Raw genomic sequence first — 18,173 nt, 5'->3', positions numbered from 1 at the left:
GTACCTCTTCATCGGCGATATCTTCGCCTGGGCCTGTGCGGCAGGCGCGCTGGCGCTTACAGCTTGGATATTCAGCCCCTCTCCCTGGCGGCCGCATCGCTGATAACGAGTTCCACAATCGCCAAAGCGGGGACACCCGTCGTGGCCTCGGCAGTTGGTCGGTCATTGCGAACGATCCTGCGGATCGGAAGCGGGTCGCGATGAAAGGGATATCACCCTCTAAATTTCTTCCTGCACGATCGCATAATATGGCTGGAGGTGGGGAATAGCCGTCTTCAGTTTTTCGAAGCGCTCATCAAGCGGCGTCAGCGTCTTGTTGTATTTAGCCACAAGGAAGGCTTTGTGAAGTTCTAAGTCGTCAGGATGAACGTCTTCCACGACCGTGAATACCGGGGACGGCGCGGTTCGTCCTTTGACGATGATCCGGTCCAGTTCGACGACGGTGTAGAAACCACTCACAAGGCGTGCCGTCTCCTCTCCGAGCAAAAGGGCGATGCCGTAGTTTTTGGATTCGCCTTCCAGGCGGGATGCCAGATTGACCGAGTCACCGAGGCAGGAGTAGTCGAAGCGGCGGGTTGAGCCCATGTTGCCGACCACGCAGTCTCCGGTATTGATACCGACGCCCATTTTCAGCATGTGGAACGGCGCGCCGCTTACCTTTGACTCCGCCTCGAGCTGCTCATTGAGCGCTGCTATCGCCGCCTGCATCGCGATCGACGCCTCGACCGCGTGAAGTGCATGCTCGGGGTCGTCGAGCGGAGCATTCCAGAAGGCCATGATGCAGTCGCCCATGTATTTATCGATCGTTCCTCCATGATCCATGACGATATCAGACAAAGGCGTCAGCAGACGATTGATGAGACCGGTGAGTTTTTGAGGATCGTCCTTCATAGTCTCTGCGATCGCGGTGAAGCCTCGCACATCGGAAAAGAGCACTGAAAGCGTGCGCTTCTCGCCACCGAGCTTCAGCTGCGAGGGGTCTTCCGACAGTTTCTTCACGAGGTCGGGCGAGATGTAATGTGAAAAGGCCCGAGTAATCCGCAGCTTGTTTCTGCGCTCTTCCGCAAAGTCAAAAGCGGCTTGACCGAAGGCAACAGAGACATAGGCGACGGTCGGCCCTAGCGGCGAAACGAAGAGGTGGCCGAACCGGACGCCGGCATAGCAGAGCGCAGCAAAGACGAAGACTGCGACGATAGCCGCGACCAGGGTGAGCCAGCCGGTCGACCTCCAGACCGTTGCCGCGGCGAGCAGGGCCGCGAGCAGAATGAAGCCCACGAAAGGCGCAGAACCGGTCTGGGCGATCGCAAGCTTCTGACGAAGATTGTCGTAGATCGTCGCCTGGATCTCGACACCGGCGGTGAGTTTGCCCGTGTGCATCGTGTAGGGCGTCGCGAAGGCGTCGGCACCGCCCTTGTCGATCTCCGGGGCGTTTTGAAGACTGAGGCCGATCAGCACTACGCGATCCTTGAAGATGCCCGCGGGCAAGAAGTTCTCAGGGTCGAGCGCCTGATAGTAGGAGACGGTTGGATAGCTGCGTGCCGCTCCGAAGGATTGGATCATTGCGTTCTGCGGGATCACCGCTGCGTCATCGCCCGCTGCTCGCAGAAGGGTGACTGCAAAACCATCCTCGTAGAGCGGAATGGTGCGGAAGACGCCGTCGCCTCCAAGCTCGATCGACGCAATGCCTGTACGTGCGCCTGCCGCCGTCAACTGGGGAAGCGGCGTTGCCCGCACGAGTTGATTGGCTTGCGGCGTCTCGATCAGCGTTTCGTCACCTGCGAGAACGACGTCCCGGCCGACTGCGGCGGTGATGGCCGCATCATGCTCGGCCGTCGAAGGCTCTGCCATGATGATATCCATGCCAACAGCCTTTGCGCCAGCCGCACGCAACTGCCGGATCAGCTCTGCGTGCAGGCTACGCGGCCACGGCCATTGCGCATTGATGGCCGCGAGAGATGGCTCGTCGATTGCCACGATCACCGGTCCGCCATCCGGCGGCGGCGGATCATCGATCGTCGATAGATAATCGAAAGATTTCAGCTCCAGCAGCGACCAGGCCGGCAAGCGCGAAAGCAGCAAGATTCCGATCAGCGTCAGGAGAACCAGCATAAGCAGCCAGAGACCACGAATGCTCGGCGGCGAAGCAGGCACCCGTGAAAGCGGACCAAGGGTTGAAGGCGCTTTCATCAGAACCGGACTTTTAGCGTGCCCTTTACGGCACGGCCCCAGCCGGCGACACCCGGTGATATTTCGAAGTCCTTCCCGAGCAGGTTGAAGGCGGCAAGCTCAAGCGCAAAGCGCTTGTCGAGCGGCTCCCATAGGAAATTGGCGTCGAGCGTCCAATAATCGTCGAGGTGGACATTGCCCAGAAATGGATCGATGCCTTGACGCTCGCCGGTGTAGTTCGCTGCCAAGGTGACCTTTATATTGGCGTCGTTGACCCAGGTAAGGGCCACCTGACCGGAGTTGTTCGGTACATAGGGCAAAGATCTGCCAAAAGTCGGACTCGTCGGATCATTGTCTCTTGAATCGGTATAGGCTGCAGTCGCCGAAATTCCGAAACCGTTGCCCAGGGCAATGTTCGTTGTTGCGCTGACCCGATCAATGCGACCATCGTCAATATTGGTACCAAATGTGAACGGGAAAATGAACGGCGCGCTTGTCGGATACGCCACGCTCAGTTCGCGAATTTCCTGGTGCTGATAATCGAGGCTCGTGAACAGATAATCCGTCCACTGAGCATCCCATTGCAACGCGATCGTATCGGTGTAGCCCTCGGCGCCGAGGAACGGCTGAAACGGCTGCAGACCGAGGACGCCGATCGGAGAGAGCGTCGGCGAGCCGAAGTCGAAGCTTTGGCGCATGAACGCCGCCCGCAGCCATTGACCGTCCGCCGGCGCCCATGCTCCTCCAAGGCGAGGCTCCAAGCGTTTGACATCCGTCGCTTCGCCGTCCATAAGCGTGCCAAAAAGTGCGTACTCAGCCTTGATCTCTGGGGTGATCTCGTGGATGAGATCAACATAGGCGCGCCCGATGTTGATCTTCTCATCGACAGGGGCCGATATTGCCGAACCCGCAATTTCATCCGAAGCTTTGAGTTCGACGAACCCGCCTTCCACACCGTAGCGCCATGTCAACTCGCCATCGCCGTAGAGATGGTTGATAGCCGCCACGTAGCTTTTTTGTGAAGTCTTCGCAATTCGGTCCAATATCGGCGGCGGACCGAACTCTTGGGTAAGATCCTGATCGGTATCTGTGTAGAATACCGCCGCATTCATGACATTGCGATAGCCGAAGGTGTGGCTCCAGCCGAAGCCGGCTGCTGTCGCCTTGTTATCGGCGTCGCCGTTCTGCTCGAACGGAGCCAGCGAAAACGCCAAATCACGATCGACTTTGCTGTCGGCGTGATTTGCGTAGAGAACGAAACGGTCATCGGGGTTGGGAGTGGCTGTCAGATATCCGTTGCCTGAGAGGCTTCGAATGTCGCCGCTGAATGTGCCAGTCCCAAATCGGCCTCCCGCGAAAGACTGGTCCTGGCCCGCCGTCGGGGTTTGATCCCAGGTGATGTTCGCAAAGCCGCTGATTGGGAAGGGTTCATTGGCGAAGCCTTGAATTTCGGCTTCACCAATGAGCCTGTTCTTGCCTGCCGAATGCATCGCGCCAGCACCGAGCGAGCCTTCCAGAAATGGGCGCCTTAGAAGATTGGCCGATCGCGATCGGCCCGAAAGCATATGCGGGTCCAGCAGCAGTCCCTGCACCAATGCCGAGAAGCTATTCGAGTTGGGCTTGAAGAGATCGATTTCGTCGTCGAAGATTTCCGTATTGGCAAAGGGCCTGATATTTCCACGGATGGCCTGGTCGACATAGCCGCTGCCGGCGAACGGATCGAAGACCGCGTCGCCGTAGTAGCGCCCCCAGGCATTAAGCCCTTGCAGGCGGAATGCATTGTTCAGCGTCGAACCGGCATCTTGATTGGCCCCGAGCGAGCCATAGTGCCCGCCACGGGCTTTCGAACGTCTCAGAAATTCCTGAGCATTTCGGATTGCGCCGTCCGCATCGTAGTCGTCGATCGCCACGGCCGTTCGAAAGGACGAAATGACGGGATCGTTCTTGTCGAGCCGATCAGCATTGTCCAGAGCCTGGTTCGAAGGATCGCGCTCGCCTTTCTCGTAGTGTCCTGCTGCGAGCATCAGCTGTGCCTGCGAATAGCTGGGATTGGCTGTCGAGGCGGCCAGCAGGTCGTCGACGGCTTTGTCCATCTCACCCGTCTGCAGATAATAGCGTCCCCGCGCCAGCAGGGCGACGTCGAAGGCGGGGTCGACGGCTAGTGCGAGGTCGATCTCGCGCTTGGCCTCCTTCATGCGTGACTGATCGAGATAGTGAACAGCAAGATTGGCGTGGCTGATCGGGTCGTCGGGATCGAGTTCGATCGCCTTCTTGAATGCGGCTTCGGATTCTCGGTCGGCGCCGCGAGCATCTTGCAGCAAACCGAGATCGTTCCAAGCCATCGAGGAACCCGGGGTGATTTTGATCGCGTTGTTAAGGTCTTCGAGTGCGCCATCGAGGTTGCCTTCGAAGGCTGTGCGCATGCGAGCCCGCGCCTGCAGTCCGTCAGGGTCTTTTGGGTCGATCGAAAGCGATTGTTCAATCGCTTCGCGCATCTGGACCTGATCATTGATCAATATTGCAAGCTGCGCACGCAAAGCTGGCAGCCGTGAATCCGTCGGATAGCGTGCCTCTGCCTCCTTCATCGTTTTGATCGCGGCGGGAATGTCTTGGAGAAAGCCGGCCGTGTAGGCCTTCATCGCCGCGGCATAAGGGCCGCTGATGTTGGCTGGTGGCTTTTCCGCGTGATTGGGGTCCCGCAACGAACGCGAATAATAGCCGCCATAGGCGGCGATGCTGCGGCGTTGCGGGTCGAGCATCGGTTCCGCCCGCGAAAACAGTCTTGCGGCTTCATCGTAGCGCTTCTCTGCGCCGGCGATCAGCGCTTCGATCAAATCGGCGCGCGCGCGCTCGGTGGCGGAGAGTTTGTGTGGCCGGGCATTTGCGAGCGATTCCGCCGCCTTCCGGCGGCCATCGAGCGACATTTGCACTTCTGCAAGTGTCAGCCATTCCTCCGCATTTCTGGCGCCGGGTGCCTTTGCCTCGATGCGGCTGCGCTTGGAACGCATCTCCTGGATCGGAAGGGGGGAGGCAGGCATGAAGGTGAAGCCGCTGCGCAATGTTAGATAGAAGAGCATCTGTTCGCGGTCGTCGGGCGTTACGATTACGAGCTTACGCGGCGCTTGGCCGATCCTGGCAACGGCCGCCTCGCCTTGTGCGACCTCGACGCTGCCGTGCTCGTTCTTGAGCTCCACGCGGCCTTCCAACACGATAAGCGAGGTCTGGTCGCCTTTGACCGTCAGTGTCCAGTCTGTGCCGCGAATGGCAGCTGCCGCGGCCGGCGTTTCCACCGTCAAGCCCTGGCCGCCGCGTTGGGCTCGAGCCCACATGGTGCCGGATTGCAGGTTGAGGATCGTGTCGCCGGTGGCGCCCATCTGCTTGACTTGCAGCGCCGAGTTTCGGCCGAGGCGGACCTGCGTATGGTCGGCGAAGAGGATCGCAAGCTGGCCGTTGGCATTGGTGCGCAGCAGGTCGCCGCCAAGCAGATCTTGATGGAGCGCGACATCCTGCCAATTGGACAGGTCGACGAAGCGAACTTCCTCGCCCAACTTGTGATCAATCACCGAACCGGTAGCTTGCGCTATCCGCCGAACAGGCTCTGCCTCTGCTGGCTGCATTAAACACAATGCAACCAGCGCGATCGCTGTGCCCCCACACGCGTATCTCATAGATCGGTCCCCAACCTGCAGCAAGGATTTGTCTGCCTGTGGTTGAAAGTCAAGTGCGATGAGAGATCGACTTGCTGCATCCAAAATATGTTCTATCGAAGAAACACTTCTGTGCGTAGTAAGGTGCAATCGTTCTTGATAATTTATAGAAATTCATGAGAGGATTACTCTACATTTATTATTGCAGTATTATAAGTTTTCCAAACTTATAATACACTATTAATATAAATGTACGTAAGCCGCCCCTGAGGAAATGTCTTTCGAAGGGTATTTGTATATATTTGCACCGTAGCCATTGTCAGCGACGACAATGTCCTCGGCCCGTTACAGCATCTAGTGGCCGGACGTCGCCGGTCGCGGATTCCGTCCGGTCAATATAGCCGCCTGATTTTGTCCGGCCGCCAGTATCGAATGGCGGACAGTGTTCGCGCAACGCCGAATTGCCTCAGCCGCGCCGAGCAGCCGCAATCGCGGCGACGTCGATCTTACGCATGGTCATCATCGCGTCGAAGGCGCGTTTTGCCTCATCGCCGCCGACTACGAGCGCTTCCATCAAGATGCGCGGCGTGATCTGCCAGGAGATGCCCCATCTATCCTTGCACCAGCCGCACTCACTTTCCTGGCCGCTATTGTTGACAATGGCGTTCCAGTAGCGATCGGTCTCTTCCTGGTCTTCGGTGGCGATTTGAAACGAAAAGGCTTCGTTGTGCTTGAATACGGGGCCACCGTTCAGCCCGACGCAGGGGATGCCCGCCACGGTGAACTCGACGACCAGCACATCGCCCTGCTTACCGTCCGGATAGTCGCCGGGAGCGCGGATGACGGCCCCCATCGCACTATCCGGAAAGGTTTCGACATAGAAGCGGGCAGCGGCTTCGGCATCCTTGTCGTACCACAGGCAGATCGTGTTCTTTGCCATTGCAAGTTTCCTTCCCGGTTGTTGTTGTGATTTTCAATGGGAAATAGGTGACAAGCTGTCTTTCTCCACCCCGGAGGAGCGATTTCACGGCGATGCCGGCCAAAACACTTTCAAATGATTGGATGGTCGCTTCCGCCCTGTGTGTGGCGAGCATGATAGAGGATTGGTCGGCAGCCCGGTCACCAAACTGCGCAGCGCCTTCAGCGAAGGCGTGTCGGCATGCTCAAGTGAGGGGAGCCGTTTCGTTGCCATCCCGGGCCTCAATCATGATTTGCTGCTCCTTGGGAATCTTTTCGTTGCAATCCCTTTCTATCGGGCCCTTTCTATCGGGACATTGCCTAGAATCTTAATGACTTCCGTCCAACCTTGTTCCGGCTGTATCACCGGAGACATTCATGCTGCGTTTTCTTTCGACATCCATCGTGCGCCAAGTGGTTGCGATCACCCTCGGGTTGCTCGTCGTCAGCACGGCTGCAATCGTTACGGTGACCTACTACAACCTCAGCCGCGATGTGATGGACAGCGCAGTGGCCGACGCCAAAGATGCAAGCCGCGCGATGGCAATTCTCTATGCCGCGAGCGACGATGGCGCAAAGATCACACTGAAGGACACCGATCTTGCCTCCATCACCGAGGAGAAGATCCCGGCTTTCAACGATCATGGCCTTGTCGACCGGACCGCGCAATCGATCGCGGGCGTGGCAACGATCTTCGAAAAGCAGGATAGCGACTACGTTCGCGTGTCCACCAACGTGAAGAAGCAGGACGGCAGCCGTGCCGTCGGCACCAAGCTCGCGGCCGATCATCCCGCTCAGCCCGTACTTGCCAAGGGCGAGGCCTACTACGGTCCGGCTCAGCTTTTCGGCCGCAATTTCATGACCGGCTACTTCCCCGTCAAGAATGCCACAGGCGCTAATGTGGGTATTCTATTCATCGGCATTCCGATGGAAGTCTATTTTGCGCGGTTGAACCATCTGCAGCTTCTCGTCCTGACGGCCGGAGGAGCGGTAATGGCGCTCGTCGGCCTGCTCGCCTTCTTTGCAATCCGCCGCTCGATAAAGCCGCTGCGGGCATTGACCATGACAGTTCATGCGATCTCTGCCGGCAATCTCAACAGCAGCATTCCCTGCGTCGAGAGGAAAAATGAATTCGGCGAGATCGGGCGCGCGCTGGAGGCGTTTCGCGATAGCGCGCGAGCGCGCCGCGATCTGGAAACGCAGGCAGCCGAACAACGTTCCCTTGCCGAAGCCGAACGCAACCGCAACGACACGGACAAGCGCACGCTTGACGACCAGATCGAATTTGCTGTCAACCAGATCGCAATCGGCCTCGGCCGGCTGGCGCAGGGAGATGTTTCCCAGACGATCGAAACGCCGTTCGTGGGGCGGCTCGAGCAGCTTCGCATCGATTTCAACGCCTCGCTTGTTCGACTGCAGGACACGCTGTCCCGAATCCGCGACAGCGCGACAACTATCCAGCATAACAGCAACGCGATGCGCTCCTCGGCCGGCGAACTCTCCAAGCGCACGGAGGCGCAGGCAGCCAATCTGGAAGAAACCGCCGCCGCCGTGGAGGAAATCACCGTCACGGTCCGCTCTTCGGCCGAACGCGCCCGCGAGGCAAACAATGCCGTGGCGCTGACCAAGAAGACGGCCGACAGCTCGGACACCGTCGTCGCCGATGCCGTCGCCGCCATGAGCCGTATCGAGGAGGCGTCCAGGCAGATCGAACAGATCATCGAGGTGATCGACGATATCGCATTCCAGACAAACCTACTGGCACTGAACGCAGGCATCGAAGCCGCACGCGCCGGAGACGCAGGCAAGGGCTTTGCCGTCGTCGCGCAGGAAGTGCGCGAACTGGCGCAGCGCTCCGCCGGGGCCGCGCGCGAGATTAACGGCCTCATTGAGAAATCGACTCGGGAGGTCACAGCCGGTTCCGAGTACGTACAGAAGACGGGCGACATGCTCGCTTCGATCAGCCAGGAAATCGTTGCAATCAGCAAGCACGTCGAGGCTATCGCGACCGCCAGCCGTGACCAGGCAACGGCCCTGCACGAGGTCAACGGTTCCGTCAACGCAATGGATCAAATGACCCAGAAGAATGCAGCGATGGTCGAGGAAACGACCGAAGCCAGCCGAGGGTTGGCCGAGGAAGCCGATGCTCTGATGAGCTTGCTGCAGCAATTCCGTATCGAGGGCGCGGTGAAGGATGGGCGGGCAAGGCGAGCAGCCTGACCGCTCCTCGTGAACCCGTGTATTCGAGGATGATATTTGGAAGATGGTGCTGCATGGATTTTTGAGTGCTTTGTGATCTTGCCCCTTCCTTCCATCCATGGCCGCCCTAGTTCCTAGAGCAAGACCGAGGCTCGAAGCGAAACTTCCGTGGGGAAGAGCGTCACAGACCTCCTCATGGCCAGCCCAGTTCCCCTTCAACCTTTCGGTGTTCGTCGGCGGCCAACAAACCAACCCCATGTCTATCGAAGATCTCGACATCCTTGCCAGCCAGATGCTCCGCCTTCTACGGCTGCGGTTTTAAATTGGTCTATCATCGGATCCGCCCGGTTACAGGTATCTGCCAGATTTTTCAGATTTAAAAACTGATGTTAGTTCCGGCCAGCCTTTAGAAGCTTGTGCATGTGCTATCTGACTACTCTTTGCCGGCCGCAGCTAGCAAAGTTATACAGTCTTGAGCCGGATGCATCCTCGGCAGGAACAAAGATGTTATTATCTCCGTTTCAGCATCAGAGGTCGATTATGTTGATGTATGGAACATGGCAGAGGCCCGTAAGTATTCTGCTGCAGCGCGTCGGCGAGTTGCGCGCGATTAACAGTAGTTCGGAAGCACTTGACTGTCTGTTGGTCGATTGGCCCGTCGAGGAAGACCAGGCTCATCAGGATGCGTTGATAATCTGTCGCGCCGCGATCGAGGGCAATTCCAATCCGGAGCTTGCGCGAGATGCCTTCATTGTGGCGGCGTACGAAGCTCATATCTACATGAAGCTCGGATATATCGACCGGGATTCTGACGCTATCGAACCACCGAAGCCGGCATTTTGAGATCGTAGGCGATCCCGGCCCGAAGCTCACGCCGCTCCGATCGGCGACGGCCATAAAGCCGCCGTTCCGCGGTCAGCAGATCGCCGTACTATTGCCCCATAGAAAACGTTTGGCGGCCACATTGTCGCCGGATCGGTCTTCAACCCTAACCGGCGGCCAAATCAATGCGATATGCCGCCGTTCGCTCTACGCCATCAAAGAGGTGTTCCCCCGCACTATCGAAGAGGAATCAAGATGATCACTCGTTATATCTCCGCCACATCGTTGACCGCAGCGGTCTTGAGCCTGATGTTTGTCGGCAATCCTGCGTCCGCGCAGCAGGCAACGCAAGAAAAGCAACCCACCCAAGGACAACCGGCTAGCAATGGGACGGGTGCCGCCGTCAGCGATCAAAAGATCGAGGCTTTTGCGGTCGCCTATCTGCAGGTGGACAAGATCAGGCAGGAATATTCGGCCAAGATCGGAGCAACGCCGGATGCAACCGCGAAGCAACAGCTGCAGACCGAGGCAAGCAAACAGATGGTACAGGCTGTTCAGACCTCTCCGGGCATGTCGGTAGACGAGTACAACGCAATTCTCACGGCCGCGCAGAAGGATCCGGCGCTCGTCAAGAGAGTTCAGGACAAGATTCAGAAATCGGCGCCTGAACAGCAGCCCGCGCAGCAGTAAGTAACGCCACGATCGCCAGGCAAAACGATCTCCACCACGACCGTGCCGAGTACAGCAATCTTGGCGCGGCGTGGATCAGGGGCTCTCCCTCAGGTGCATCGCTCGAATGTATCGACATTCGTCTGCACCGAATGAGCCCAGCCGAGCTTCTCAAGCTGGCCGGAATTTCCGACTTTCGCGCTGGTCACGACGTGCCAGACTGTTTGGAGCTTATTCTCACGCAACATTCCCGTGAATGAGCAGATTGACGTCGGACCGTCTCCCGCCATCCCAAAGGCAAAATTGATGCAATCATCGAACCAAACGCCGGTTGCCGGCAGTTCATGGCCAGAGAAAGCACTATCCTGCAGAGCGGTTTTGAAAGTGCCTTTGATCAGCCCATCCCGATCCTCGATGATTGTTAGCGTAGAGCCGTATTGATTGCGCCAGGTGCCCGTCCAGGTCATTCGAAAATCTCCTCATCCTGTAGATTGTAAGATAAGGAAACTAGTCGCGCGCGTGGGTGTTCCGCTCTAAGCTCGCAGCCGAGGAAATCTTTCGCATAATCTTCATAAAGCGATCGTTGCCGTTTGCAGCGACGCTGCGCGATGACATCAGAGATGTGCAGCTACGGGCTTCAGAAGCCACGCCGAAGCACTACGTGGCTGCATGGGCTGCCTTTGGATCGGCCAGGGTGGAGATCAAGTCGCATTCGCGCGTGAGGCGAGTGCGAAAACCTTGATCTCGCCGTTCAGCGCTTGCGGACGAATTCGGTGCGCAACACCAATCCCTTGATCGTATCATGCCGGCAATCGATCTCCTCGGGATTGTCGGTGAGCCGGATCGACCTGATGACGGTCCCTTGTTTGAGCGTCTGGCCGGCGCCCTTCACCTTGAGATCCTTCACCAGGACAACGGAGTCTCCGTCTGCCAGAACATTGCCCGATGCATCGCGGACCTCCGCAGCTTTTGCGGCCTCCGCGGCGATCTCCGAAGCCGGCCGCCATTCGCCGCTCGCCTCGTCATAGATGTAATCGTCGTTCTGCTCGCTCATGTCTGCCCTGCCATGTTGCTCTATTCAGCCGTATCGGTTGCCGCCACGCTTTCAGCATGGACGACCAACTCAGCTGAGCCCTTTATCCCGCAAACGCCGCGAAATCAAATCGGGGGCACCAGGCGTCGCCGGGACAAGGATGCCGCGCGATCGAGAGGCAAGGCCGAGCATGATCAATGGCCGCGTTCAAGCTGCCGGTACGAGCGTCTGATCGGCCTGGTGGCGCGCCCAGGCGATCCCGTCTTCAAGCGAGGTTGCTCGGTACGCCAGATCGGTGCCGCCGGAAAATGCGGCCATGAAACGGCGTATCTTGCCGTAGCTGTTGTCCAGCACCGCATGCGGTCGCCCGAGCAGGATCGAGCAGATATGGACATGAAGCCGGTCGGTAACGAGCGCGCGACCGCGGGAGATCTGGCGGATACCGCGACCGAAACGATTATGGGCTGCCGCATCGAGCTTGCGCAACCGCACTTCCGCCGGTTTGAGAGCCAGCAAGGCCGTTGCCGCGCCGAGCGCCTTGGAGATGCGCACGCGCCTGGCGGATTCAGTCGTCCAGTCTTCCTTCGGAATATCGGGATAGGCGGAGAGGTTCGCATCCCCGACCTTTTCAAGATCGGATCTCAGCATGGCAAGGACCGGAAATTGCGGTTCCTCCGGCTGAATTGTTCCGATGGAAAAGGCCATGTCCGGGCAAAGGCGCACCTCGCAATCGAAATGCTTGAGAGCAAATTCCTTCGACTCCTCGTCGCGCACCAGCAATACGAAGTTCTTGTGGCGTCCGATGACACGGGCGCTTTCGGCGAGGCGAGCCTCGGATTTGTAGTGGATGGACTGCGGGAACTGGATCACCTGACGATCGGGAAACCGCTCCAGGACCCGTTCGCGGAAATCCTGATGCGCGTCCCATATATCGCCGAAATTGCCGCCGCCATGAATGAAGATCGGACCGGTCGGCATGGTCCGCTCGAGTTGCTCGGGCGAAAAATCATCGATCCGCGAGACATAGGTCGGCCGCTTGCCGTATCTCCTCTTGAGATAGGCCATTTCGCCCAACCAGATGGCGGAGTCGCCGCAATTACGGATGTCGGGAAAGTCGAGAATCGCCAAAGGCTCATCATGGCTGACGTAGTCTTTCAGGCAATCGTGGATCATGTTGTCCAACTTCGCGATCAGGGCTCGATTTGATGGCAATGTCATTTCCCCATTCCCCTTTAGATGACAAGGCAGTTCGGCCGGCCTGGCCGAACGTTCTTCAGGCGAGGCGCAGTTTCGGCAGCACTTTGCCGAGTATGGTTTGAACCTCTGTTTCGGGACCGGTCGGCCGCTTCATCAACCTCCAGAGGAGGAACGTCGAACCGCAGTAGAGCAGGCCGCCAAGCGTGATCAGCATTGCGAGATGCGCCACGAGCACGAGCTTATCGTCCGTCGGCGCCAAATGGCTCGATGCGAGCGACACGCCGGCCGCCATCACGGCGACACTTGCGAGCGCCCGAAGGTTCACCGACAATTGCTTCGCGACAGTGATGCCGGTGAAGCGCCTCACTAGCATCATGTTGACGGCGGTGCTGAAGAGGCCGGTGAATACCCGGCCGGCAATGACCCCAGGCAGGCCATAGAGCATCAGGCCGCCAATCATGATCGGCACCCGCAGGCAGAACATCTGGGTATCGCGGACGAAGAGCACCCGCGTCTCGCCCTTGGCCATGCCGAGCGGCTGCACCAGCGAGCCGAGCGTCTGCAGCGCAAAGACAGAGGCAAGCGACTGGATGATGAAGATCACGGGCGCCCATTTGTCGCCAAGCGCGAGCCTGACCAGCGGATCGGCGGTCACCGCAACCCCGATGCCGGCGGGAAGCGCAACGGCGGCAACCAGCGCCTGCACGCGCTGATAAGCGGCGGCGAGCCTGCCGGGGTCGTTATGAATGCCGGCAAAAGCCGGATAGATCGTTTGCGTGAGGGGCGCGGTCGCTTCCCGCGTCGGCATCATGGCAAGGTTGCTTCCCACGGAATAATAGCCGAGCTGGATGCCGCCGAGCATCTTACCAACAAGCAGATAATCGAAGCGCCAGTTGAGCGTGCTGACGATCTGCCCGGCGGTGAGCCAGGCGGAGAAGGAAAAGAACTCCCGCATATGCTTGAACGTGATCCTGGGCCGGAACGGCAGCACGAGATAGGAGACGATGACATTCGTCGCCTGGCTTATGAGGGTTCCGACGATCAGCGCCCAATAGCTTTGATAGATCACCGCTATCGCAACGGAGGCGACGAAGCCGGCAAATTTCTGCGAAACGGCGAGTACGAACTCCTGCCAGAAGATCAGATCGCGCTGGAGCATGATGCGACGGGGATTCGTAAGGCCGCCCATCAGCATGCTGAGGCCGAGCGCCAGCATGACGCCCGTCAATCTGGGCTCGTTGAACAAAGCGGCGGCCGGATAGGCAAAGATCGCAAACAGGATGCAGATCGCCAGTCCGCGCGCGGCGTTGAGGGTCCAGGCAGCGCTGAAATGGGATTCGTCCGGCGCCGCATGCCGGATCAGCGCCTCGGAGAGGGAAAGTTCGGTAATGGTCGTGACGATCATGAGTATCGTCATGCCCAAGGCAACCACACCGAAATCCGCGGGCGCCAGATAGCGTGCCAAGACGAAAGTGCTGAGTGTCGCAAGCCCGTTCACGATCGTCCGGGACAGACTTAACCACATGCTTCCCTTGACGAGGCGTCCAGTGATGCTGCTCATACGATATCCAACTTCCCACAGTGCAATTAGGTGACCGGAGGTGCGATCCGCACGAATAAACCATGCCGTACCGACCCTTGCGGGTCGGAACAGCTCGGAAGAGCCATATGGTCGCTGTAAGCAAAGACGCCTCCGGGCATCTCAGCGGGAACTAGTTCGAAGATTCCGTATGTCAACGCTCCCAGATCATTTTCGCATCATTTCTGGATCATTTTCGCATCAGTTTCGGATCATCGGCCCGTGACGCTCGATCGATCGGAAATTAGGTTCGCCTGTCGCGCTCGCGGTGCCCGTCGGCAATACGCGCAACACGCTGTCGGCTGCAACGCAGAGACACGCCGTGGCAGCGGTCGCCCGATCGACACCAGCCCGTCAGGCTTGATGCCTGTCGGGACCTTCGATCATGTCATGCGGGGAATAAAAGCGGTCGTTTAGCATTCGGCATCGGATTGCCCATCGCCAGGCTTGGAACCTGGCTTGATACCGCTGGGAACCGCGCTTGCGATCAGTCAATTTTGGCTGCTTCTCACACTCGCCATTCACGAATTCTGTCAACGTGGTTCCAACTTGTGATGGCGGAAACCGACCCCGAAAGCGGAACATTCCGGTGTCCAATCCTATTCCCCTTTCAGCTCTTCGGAGCCGATGAGTAAAGGAGAATGCTATGTACACGAACCTTATCGTTTCAGCGGCGGCCACCTTTGGTCTTCTCGCTGGCTCAGCCTTCGCGCAGTCTTCAACGGTCACTGGTGCCGCGGGCGGCGCGGTGACCGGTGCCGTTGTCGGCGGCCCCGTGGGCGCCGCTGTCGGCGGCGTGGCGGGCGCCATAGTCGGTACCGCAATCGATCCGCCGCCGCAGAAGGTGATCACCTACGTACAGGAACAGCCGATGCCTCCTTCCGAGGCCGTCGTCCAGGATCGAATTGTCGTAGGTCAGCCGCTTCCAGAGACCGTTGTCGTGACACCGGTTCCTGAAAATCCGGCTTACGCCTATGCGGTCGTCAATCATGAACGCGTCATCGTCCAGCCGAAGACACGCAAGGTTGTCAAGATTCTCGAATAATACCGGCGAAGGGCCTCCCACGGGAGGCCCTTTTGACGCGGCATCGACTTCGGCGGTTACCTCGCCGACGCGAAAGAAGCACACACAGACTAAGCGGCGCTATAGACGATCGAGCCCTGATCACATCTAGTTGTGATATGCACCAGGCAGGATAATATCCTGGTCAACGAGAGCGTTGAACTTGTAGCCAGGGCTGAACCGCGGCGCCTGTCTTCACATCAGACTAATCAGAACTCCGACCACCCCTGCTGGAGATGTTTAAGCGCAGCATTGCCCTGCGCGACGGGAGCCCCGCGTGCAGCAAGCCGGCGCGTTGCCGGGGCTGAAGCAGGCGGGGACACGGGCCTTGCCTGTTGCTCCATGCGCTCGGCTTCGCCTGTGCGGAAGGCGCTCAAGAGTTCGCCAAGACGCTTGCTCTCCTCGGCCAAACCGGCGCCGGCCGCGTTCATCTCTTCGACCATCGCGGCATTTTGCTGCGTCGCCTGGTCCATGTGATTGACGGCGCTGTTGATCTCCGAAAGACCCATCGACTGTTCCTGAGCGGCAGTGGCGATTGCATCCATGTGCTGATTGATCTGCAGGACCAGATCGGCGATGACAGCAAGGCCCTCGCCGGTGTCGTTGACGAGCTTCACGCCCTCGCCGACGGCGACTTCAGAATTGCCGATCAAGGCCTTGATCTCTTTGGCGGCATTAGCCGAACGCTGCGCCAGCTCGCGCACTTCCTGGGCGACGACGGCAAAGCCTTTGCCGGCTTCGCCCGCACGCGCCGCCTCGACGCCGGCGTTAAGCGCAAGCAGGTTGGTCTGGAAGGCGATCTCGTCGATCACGCTGATGATCTGGCTGATCTGCTTGGACGAATGCTCAATTCTTCCCATGGCGCTGACGGCATTGCTGACGACCTGACTGGAGTTTTCTGCCCGCGATCGGGCACCACGCACCAGGTCACGTGCATCGCCAGCTCGTTTGGAGGTCGACTGAACATTGGCCGTTACCTCTTCGAGCGCTGCTGCGGTCTCTTCCAGCGAGGCAGCCTGCTGCTCCGTTCGCTTGGAAAGATTATCGGAAGCCTGCGAAATCTCGTAACTGCCGCTGTTTACCAGCGACGCGGCCTGGCCGACCTGAGACATCGCGGCGCGCAGCTGGCTGACCGATGAATTGAAGTCGTGGCGCAGAGCTTCGAACTGCGCAGCCAGCGGTGTTTCGATCTCACAGCGCAGGTCGCCCGATGCCAAATGACGAAGTCCCGTCGCAAGCGAACCCGTTGCCTGCAGCAGCCTCTCTTCTGCCTCTGCCTCGGCACGGCGCTGGACTTCGACGCGTTCATTCTCCGATGTAATGCGTGCCTCGGCAGCTTCGGCTTCCAGCGCCTTGTTGCGCAAGGCTGCCTGTTGGAAAATCTGTACGGAACGGGCCATGGCGCCGATCTCATCGCGCCGTTCGACGCCACCGATTGAGACCGAGAGGTTGCCTTGGGCGAGTTCGGTCATGGAATGAGTTAGCACCCCGACGGGCTTGGTGACGCGATAGATGATGACGCAGATGCCCGTAATACTCAGGGCGACTGCAACAAGGAAAGTGAGCCCGTAGGCGATGAAACTGACGAATGCATCACTCTGGCTGACGGCTGCATTGGCGACCATGCCATCTGCTGCCGCCGCGGCGGTGTTCGTGATCGTCAGAAGGGCGGCATTGCCGACCGGGCGCCAGTCGTCGAGAGACATGGCTTTCTTCTCACCGGCTGCGAACTTCGCAAGCAATGCATTGTGTTTTGCTGCAAAGTCACCGCTGAAAAAGGTCGTGCTGCTGATTTTATAGGCGTCTTTGACGACCTGTGGTGTCGACGGATGATTGACCAGAGTGCCGATCTGCCCCCAGGTGAAGTTCGCGGCGTAATCGAATTGCTGGATCTTGCTGACGTCCTCAGGCTTCATCGCCTCTCCAGAGGCGAGTGTGTTGACGTACAACAAGTTTGCAGCACCAGCAGTTGCGCGCGTGTACCATGTCAGCGCACGGATCTGAATGAGGGCCGTCATTGAAGGATCGCTCGCGCGAATCCGGCTTTCAATGGCGGTCGAGCCTGTCTCCAACGCCGTTAAGAGCTGCTGACCGATGTCCAGCGTCGTGGCCTGCAGTGTCGGGTCGCGATCAGCAAGCTTCTTGGCGATTTCGCTGTCGAGCTTTGAGCGGAATGCGACGACCCGATCATAGGCGTTCATAACGTCGGCAATCGGGGCTTTGAGCGTCTCGTCGTCGATGTTTGCAAAGACCGATTTTGCATCAGCCATATATTTGTCGACGATCCCCCTGTCCGTTTTCAGCAAGGTAAGCGTTGCATCTTGCGCGCCAAGCTCAAGTTTGGCGAGCGACGACCCGTCACCTCGCTCGTTGCGAAAATTCGCAAGTGTTTGGAAGAGCGCGCGGTCTAGCATGGTGAACTTCGAGACGTCGGCATACTTGCCTGCATCGCGATAAGCATCAAGCGTCGAAGATCCCGTTAGCACGCATAGGGCGATGCTGAGAAAAAGGAAAATTCCAACAAGTATATTGCGAAGAGAAAAAAACATAATTGCTCACCTACGTTCGGGGCGCCGTGATGCTAGCCCGCTTCGCCGAAACCCATATTTCTGGAGCTCTTGTGGTGAAATTTCTAAAAGAAAAGCAGTCCGTGAGCCGTCGAGGCGCCGCCCGACCACAGGCGCATCATGCCCTGCCCAATCACGAGAAAAGTTAGCCCAGCTTTATTGAAACAGAATTAACGATTTCCCCTAAAAACACAGGGGCTATTTCGATAGCTCCGTTAGCGTTGTTTACCGCCTCGATCTGATCTTGCCTTCACCTTTGATGAACTCGGCAATA

At 58.4% G+C, this 18,173-nt stretch carries 12 protein-coding genes; 4 read left to right on the top strand and 8 right to left on the bottom strand.

What is annotated here, in order from left to right; translation table 11 throughout:
• Positions 1-219: 219 nt before the first annotated feature.
• The 3 genes from ACPYOP_RS03225 to ACPYOP_RS03215 form a co-directional block, all read right to left on the bottom strand.
• Positions 220-2,187, bottom strand: a complete 1,968-nt coding sequence (locus ACPYOP_RS03225; RefSeq protein ID WP_481408949.1) for a CHASE2 domain-containing protein — start codon at positions 2,185-2,187, stop codon at positions 220-222.
• Positions 2,187-5,834, bottom strand: coding sequence for a FecR domain-containing protein (locus ACPYOP_RS03220; RefSeq protein ID WP_481408948.1), 3,648 nt, complete (start codon positions 5,832-5,834; stop codon positions 2,187-2,189). Before ACPYOP_RS03220 ends, ACPYOP_RS03225 begins: the two co-directional genes overlap by 1 nt.
• A gap of 445 nt (positions 5,835-6,279) precedes the next feature.
• The gene (locus ACPYOP_RS03215; RefSeq protein WP_481408947.1) at positions 6,280-6,753 is read right to left on the bottom strand and encodes a VOC family protein; all 474 of its coding nucleotides are present in this window, start codon (positions 6,751-6,753) and stop codon (positions 6,280-6,282) included.
• A 395-nt stretch (positions 6,754-7,148) separates the two neighbouring features.
• Between ACPYOP_RS03215 and ACPYOP_RS03210 the strand changes: the two genes are divergently transcribed.
• The 3 genes from ACPYOP_RS03210 (at position 7,149) to ACPYOP_RS03200 (ending at position 10,481) form a co-directional block, all read left to right on the top strand.
• Positions 7,149-8,990 carry a methyl-accepting chemotaxis protein gene (locus tag ACPYOP_RS03210; RefSeq protein ID WP_481408946.1) on the top strand — a complete coding sequence of 614 codons (1,842 nt, stop codon included), beginning with the start codon at positions 7,149-7,151 and terminating at the stop codon, positions 8,988-8,990.
• Between the two features lie 399 nt (positions 8,991-9,389).
• On the top strand, positions 9,390-9,812 hold the full coding sequence (locus tag ACPYOP_RS03205) for a DUF982 domain-containing protein (protein ID WP_481408945.1): 423 nt from the start codon (positions 9,390-9,392) through the stop codon (positions 9,810-9,812).
• 234 nt (positions 9,813-10,046) lie between these two features.
• Entirely contained in the window at positions 10,047-10,481 is a 435-nt protein-coding gene (locus ACPYOP_RS03200) for a DUF4168 domain-containing protein (protein ID WP_481409087.1), read from the top strand.
• Positions 10,482-10,570: 89 nt separating this feature from the next.
• Here ACPYOP_RS03200 and ACPYOP_RS03195 read toward each other — a convergent pair whose 3' ends face one another.
• The 4 genes from ACPYOP_RS03195 to ACPYOP_RS03180 all read right to left on the bottom strand — a co-directional run bounded on the left by ACPYOP_RS03195 (position 10,571) and on the right by ACPYOP_RS03180 (position 14,251).
• Positions 10,571-10,927 (bottom strand): avidin/streptavidin family protein, encoded by a 357-nt coding sequence (locus tag ACPYOP_RS03195; protein ID WP_481408944.1) that lies wholly within the window; start codon positions 10,925-10,927, stop codon positions 10,571-10,573.
• Between the two features lie 284 nt (positions 10,928-11,211).
• On the bottom strand, positions 11,212-11,514 hold the full coding sequence (locus tag ACPYOP_RS03190; RefSeq protein WP_481408943.1) for an alkylphosphonate utilization protein: 303 nt from the start codon (positions 11,512-11,514) through the stop codon (positions 11,212-11,214).
• A gap of 186 nt (positions 11,515-11,700) precedes the next feature.
• Positions 11,701-12,711, bottom strand: coding sequence for a polysaccharide pyruvyl transferase family protein (locus ACPYOP_RS03185; RefSeq protein ID WP_481408942.1), 1,011 nt, complete (start codon positions 12,709-12,711; stop codon positions 11,701-11,703).
• A gap of 55 nt (positions 12,712-12,766) precedes the next feature.
• The gene (locus tag ACPYOP_RS03180) at positions 12,767-14,251 is read right to left on the bottom strand and encodes a lipopolysaccharide biosynthesis protein (protein ID WP_481408941.1); all 1,485 of its coding nucleotides are present in this window, start codon (positions 14,249-14,251) and stop codon (positions 12,767-12,769) included.
• A 664-nt stretch (positions 14,252-14,915) separates the two neighbouring features.
• On the opposite strand from ACPYOP_RS03180, the gene ACPYOP_RS03175 reads away from it, so the two are divergent.
• Positions 14,916-15,314: a DUF1236 domain-containing protein gene (locus ACPYOP_RS03175; protein WP_481408940.1), complete on the top strand. Its 399-nt coding sequence runs from the start codon at positions 14,916-14,918 to the stop codon at positions 15,312-15,314.
• A gap of 227 nt (positions 15,315-15,541) precedes the next feature.
• Here the strand turns inward: ACPYOP_RS03175 and ACPYOP_RS03170 are convergent, their stop codons facing one another.
• On the bottom strand, positions 15,542-17,881 hold the full coding sequence (locus ACPYOP_RS03170; RefSeq protein ID WP_481408939.1) for a methyl-accepting chemotaxis protein: 2,340 nt from the start codon (positions 17,879-17,881) through the stop codon (positions 15,542-15,544).
• Positions 17,882-18,173 lie beyond the last annotated feature (292 nt).

The sequence above is a fragment of the Rhizobium sp. KNZ2-6A genome (assembly GCF_056755475.1).
This window is presented reverse-complemented; position numbering and strand designations above follow the sequence as displayed.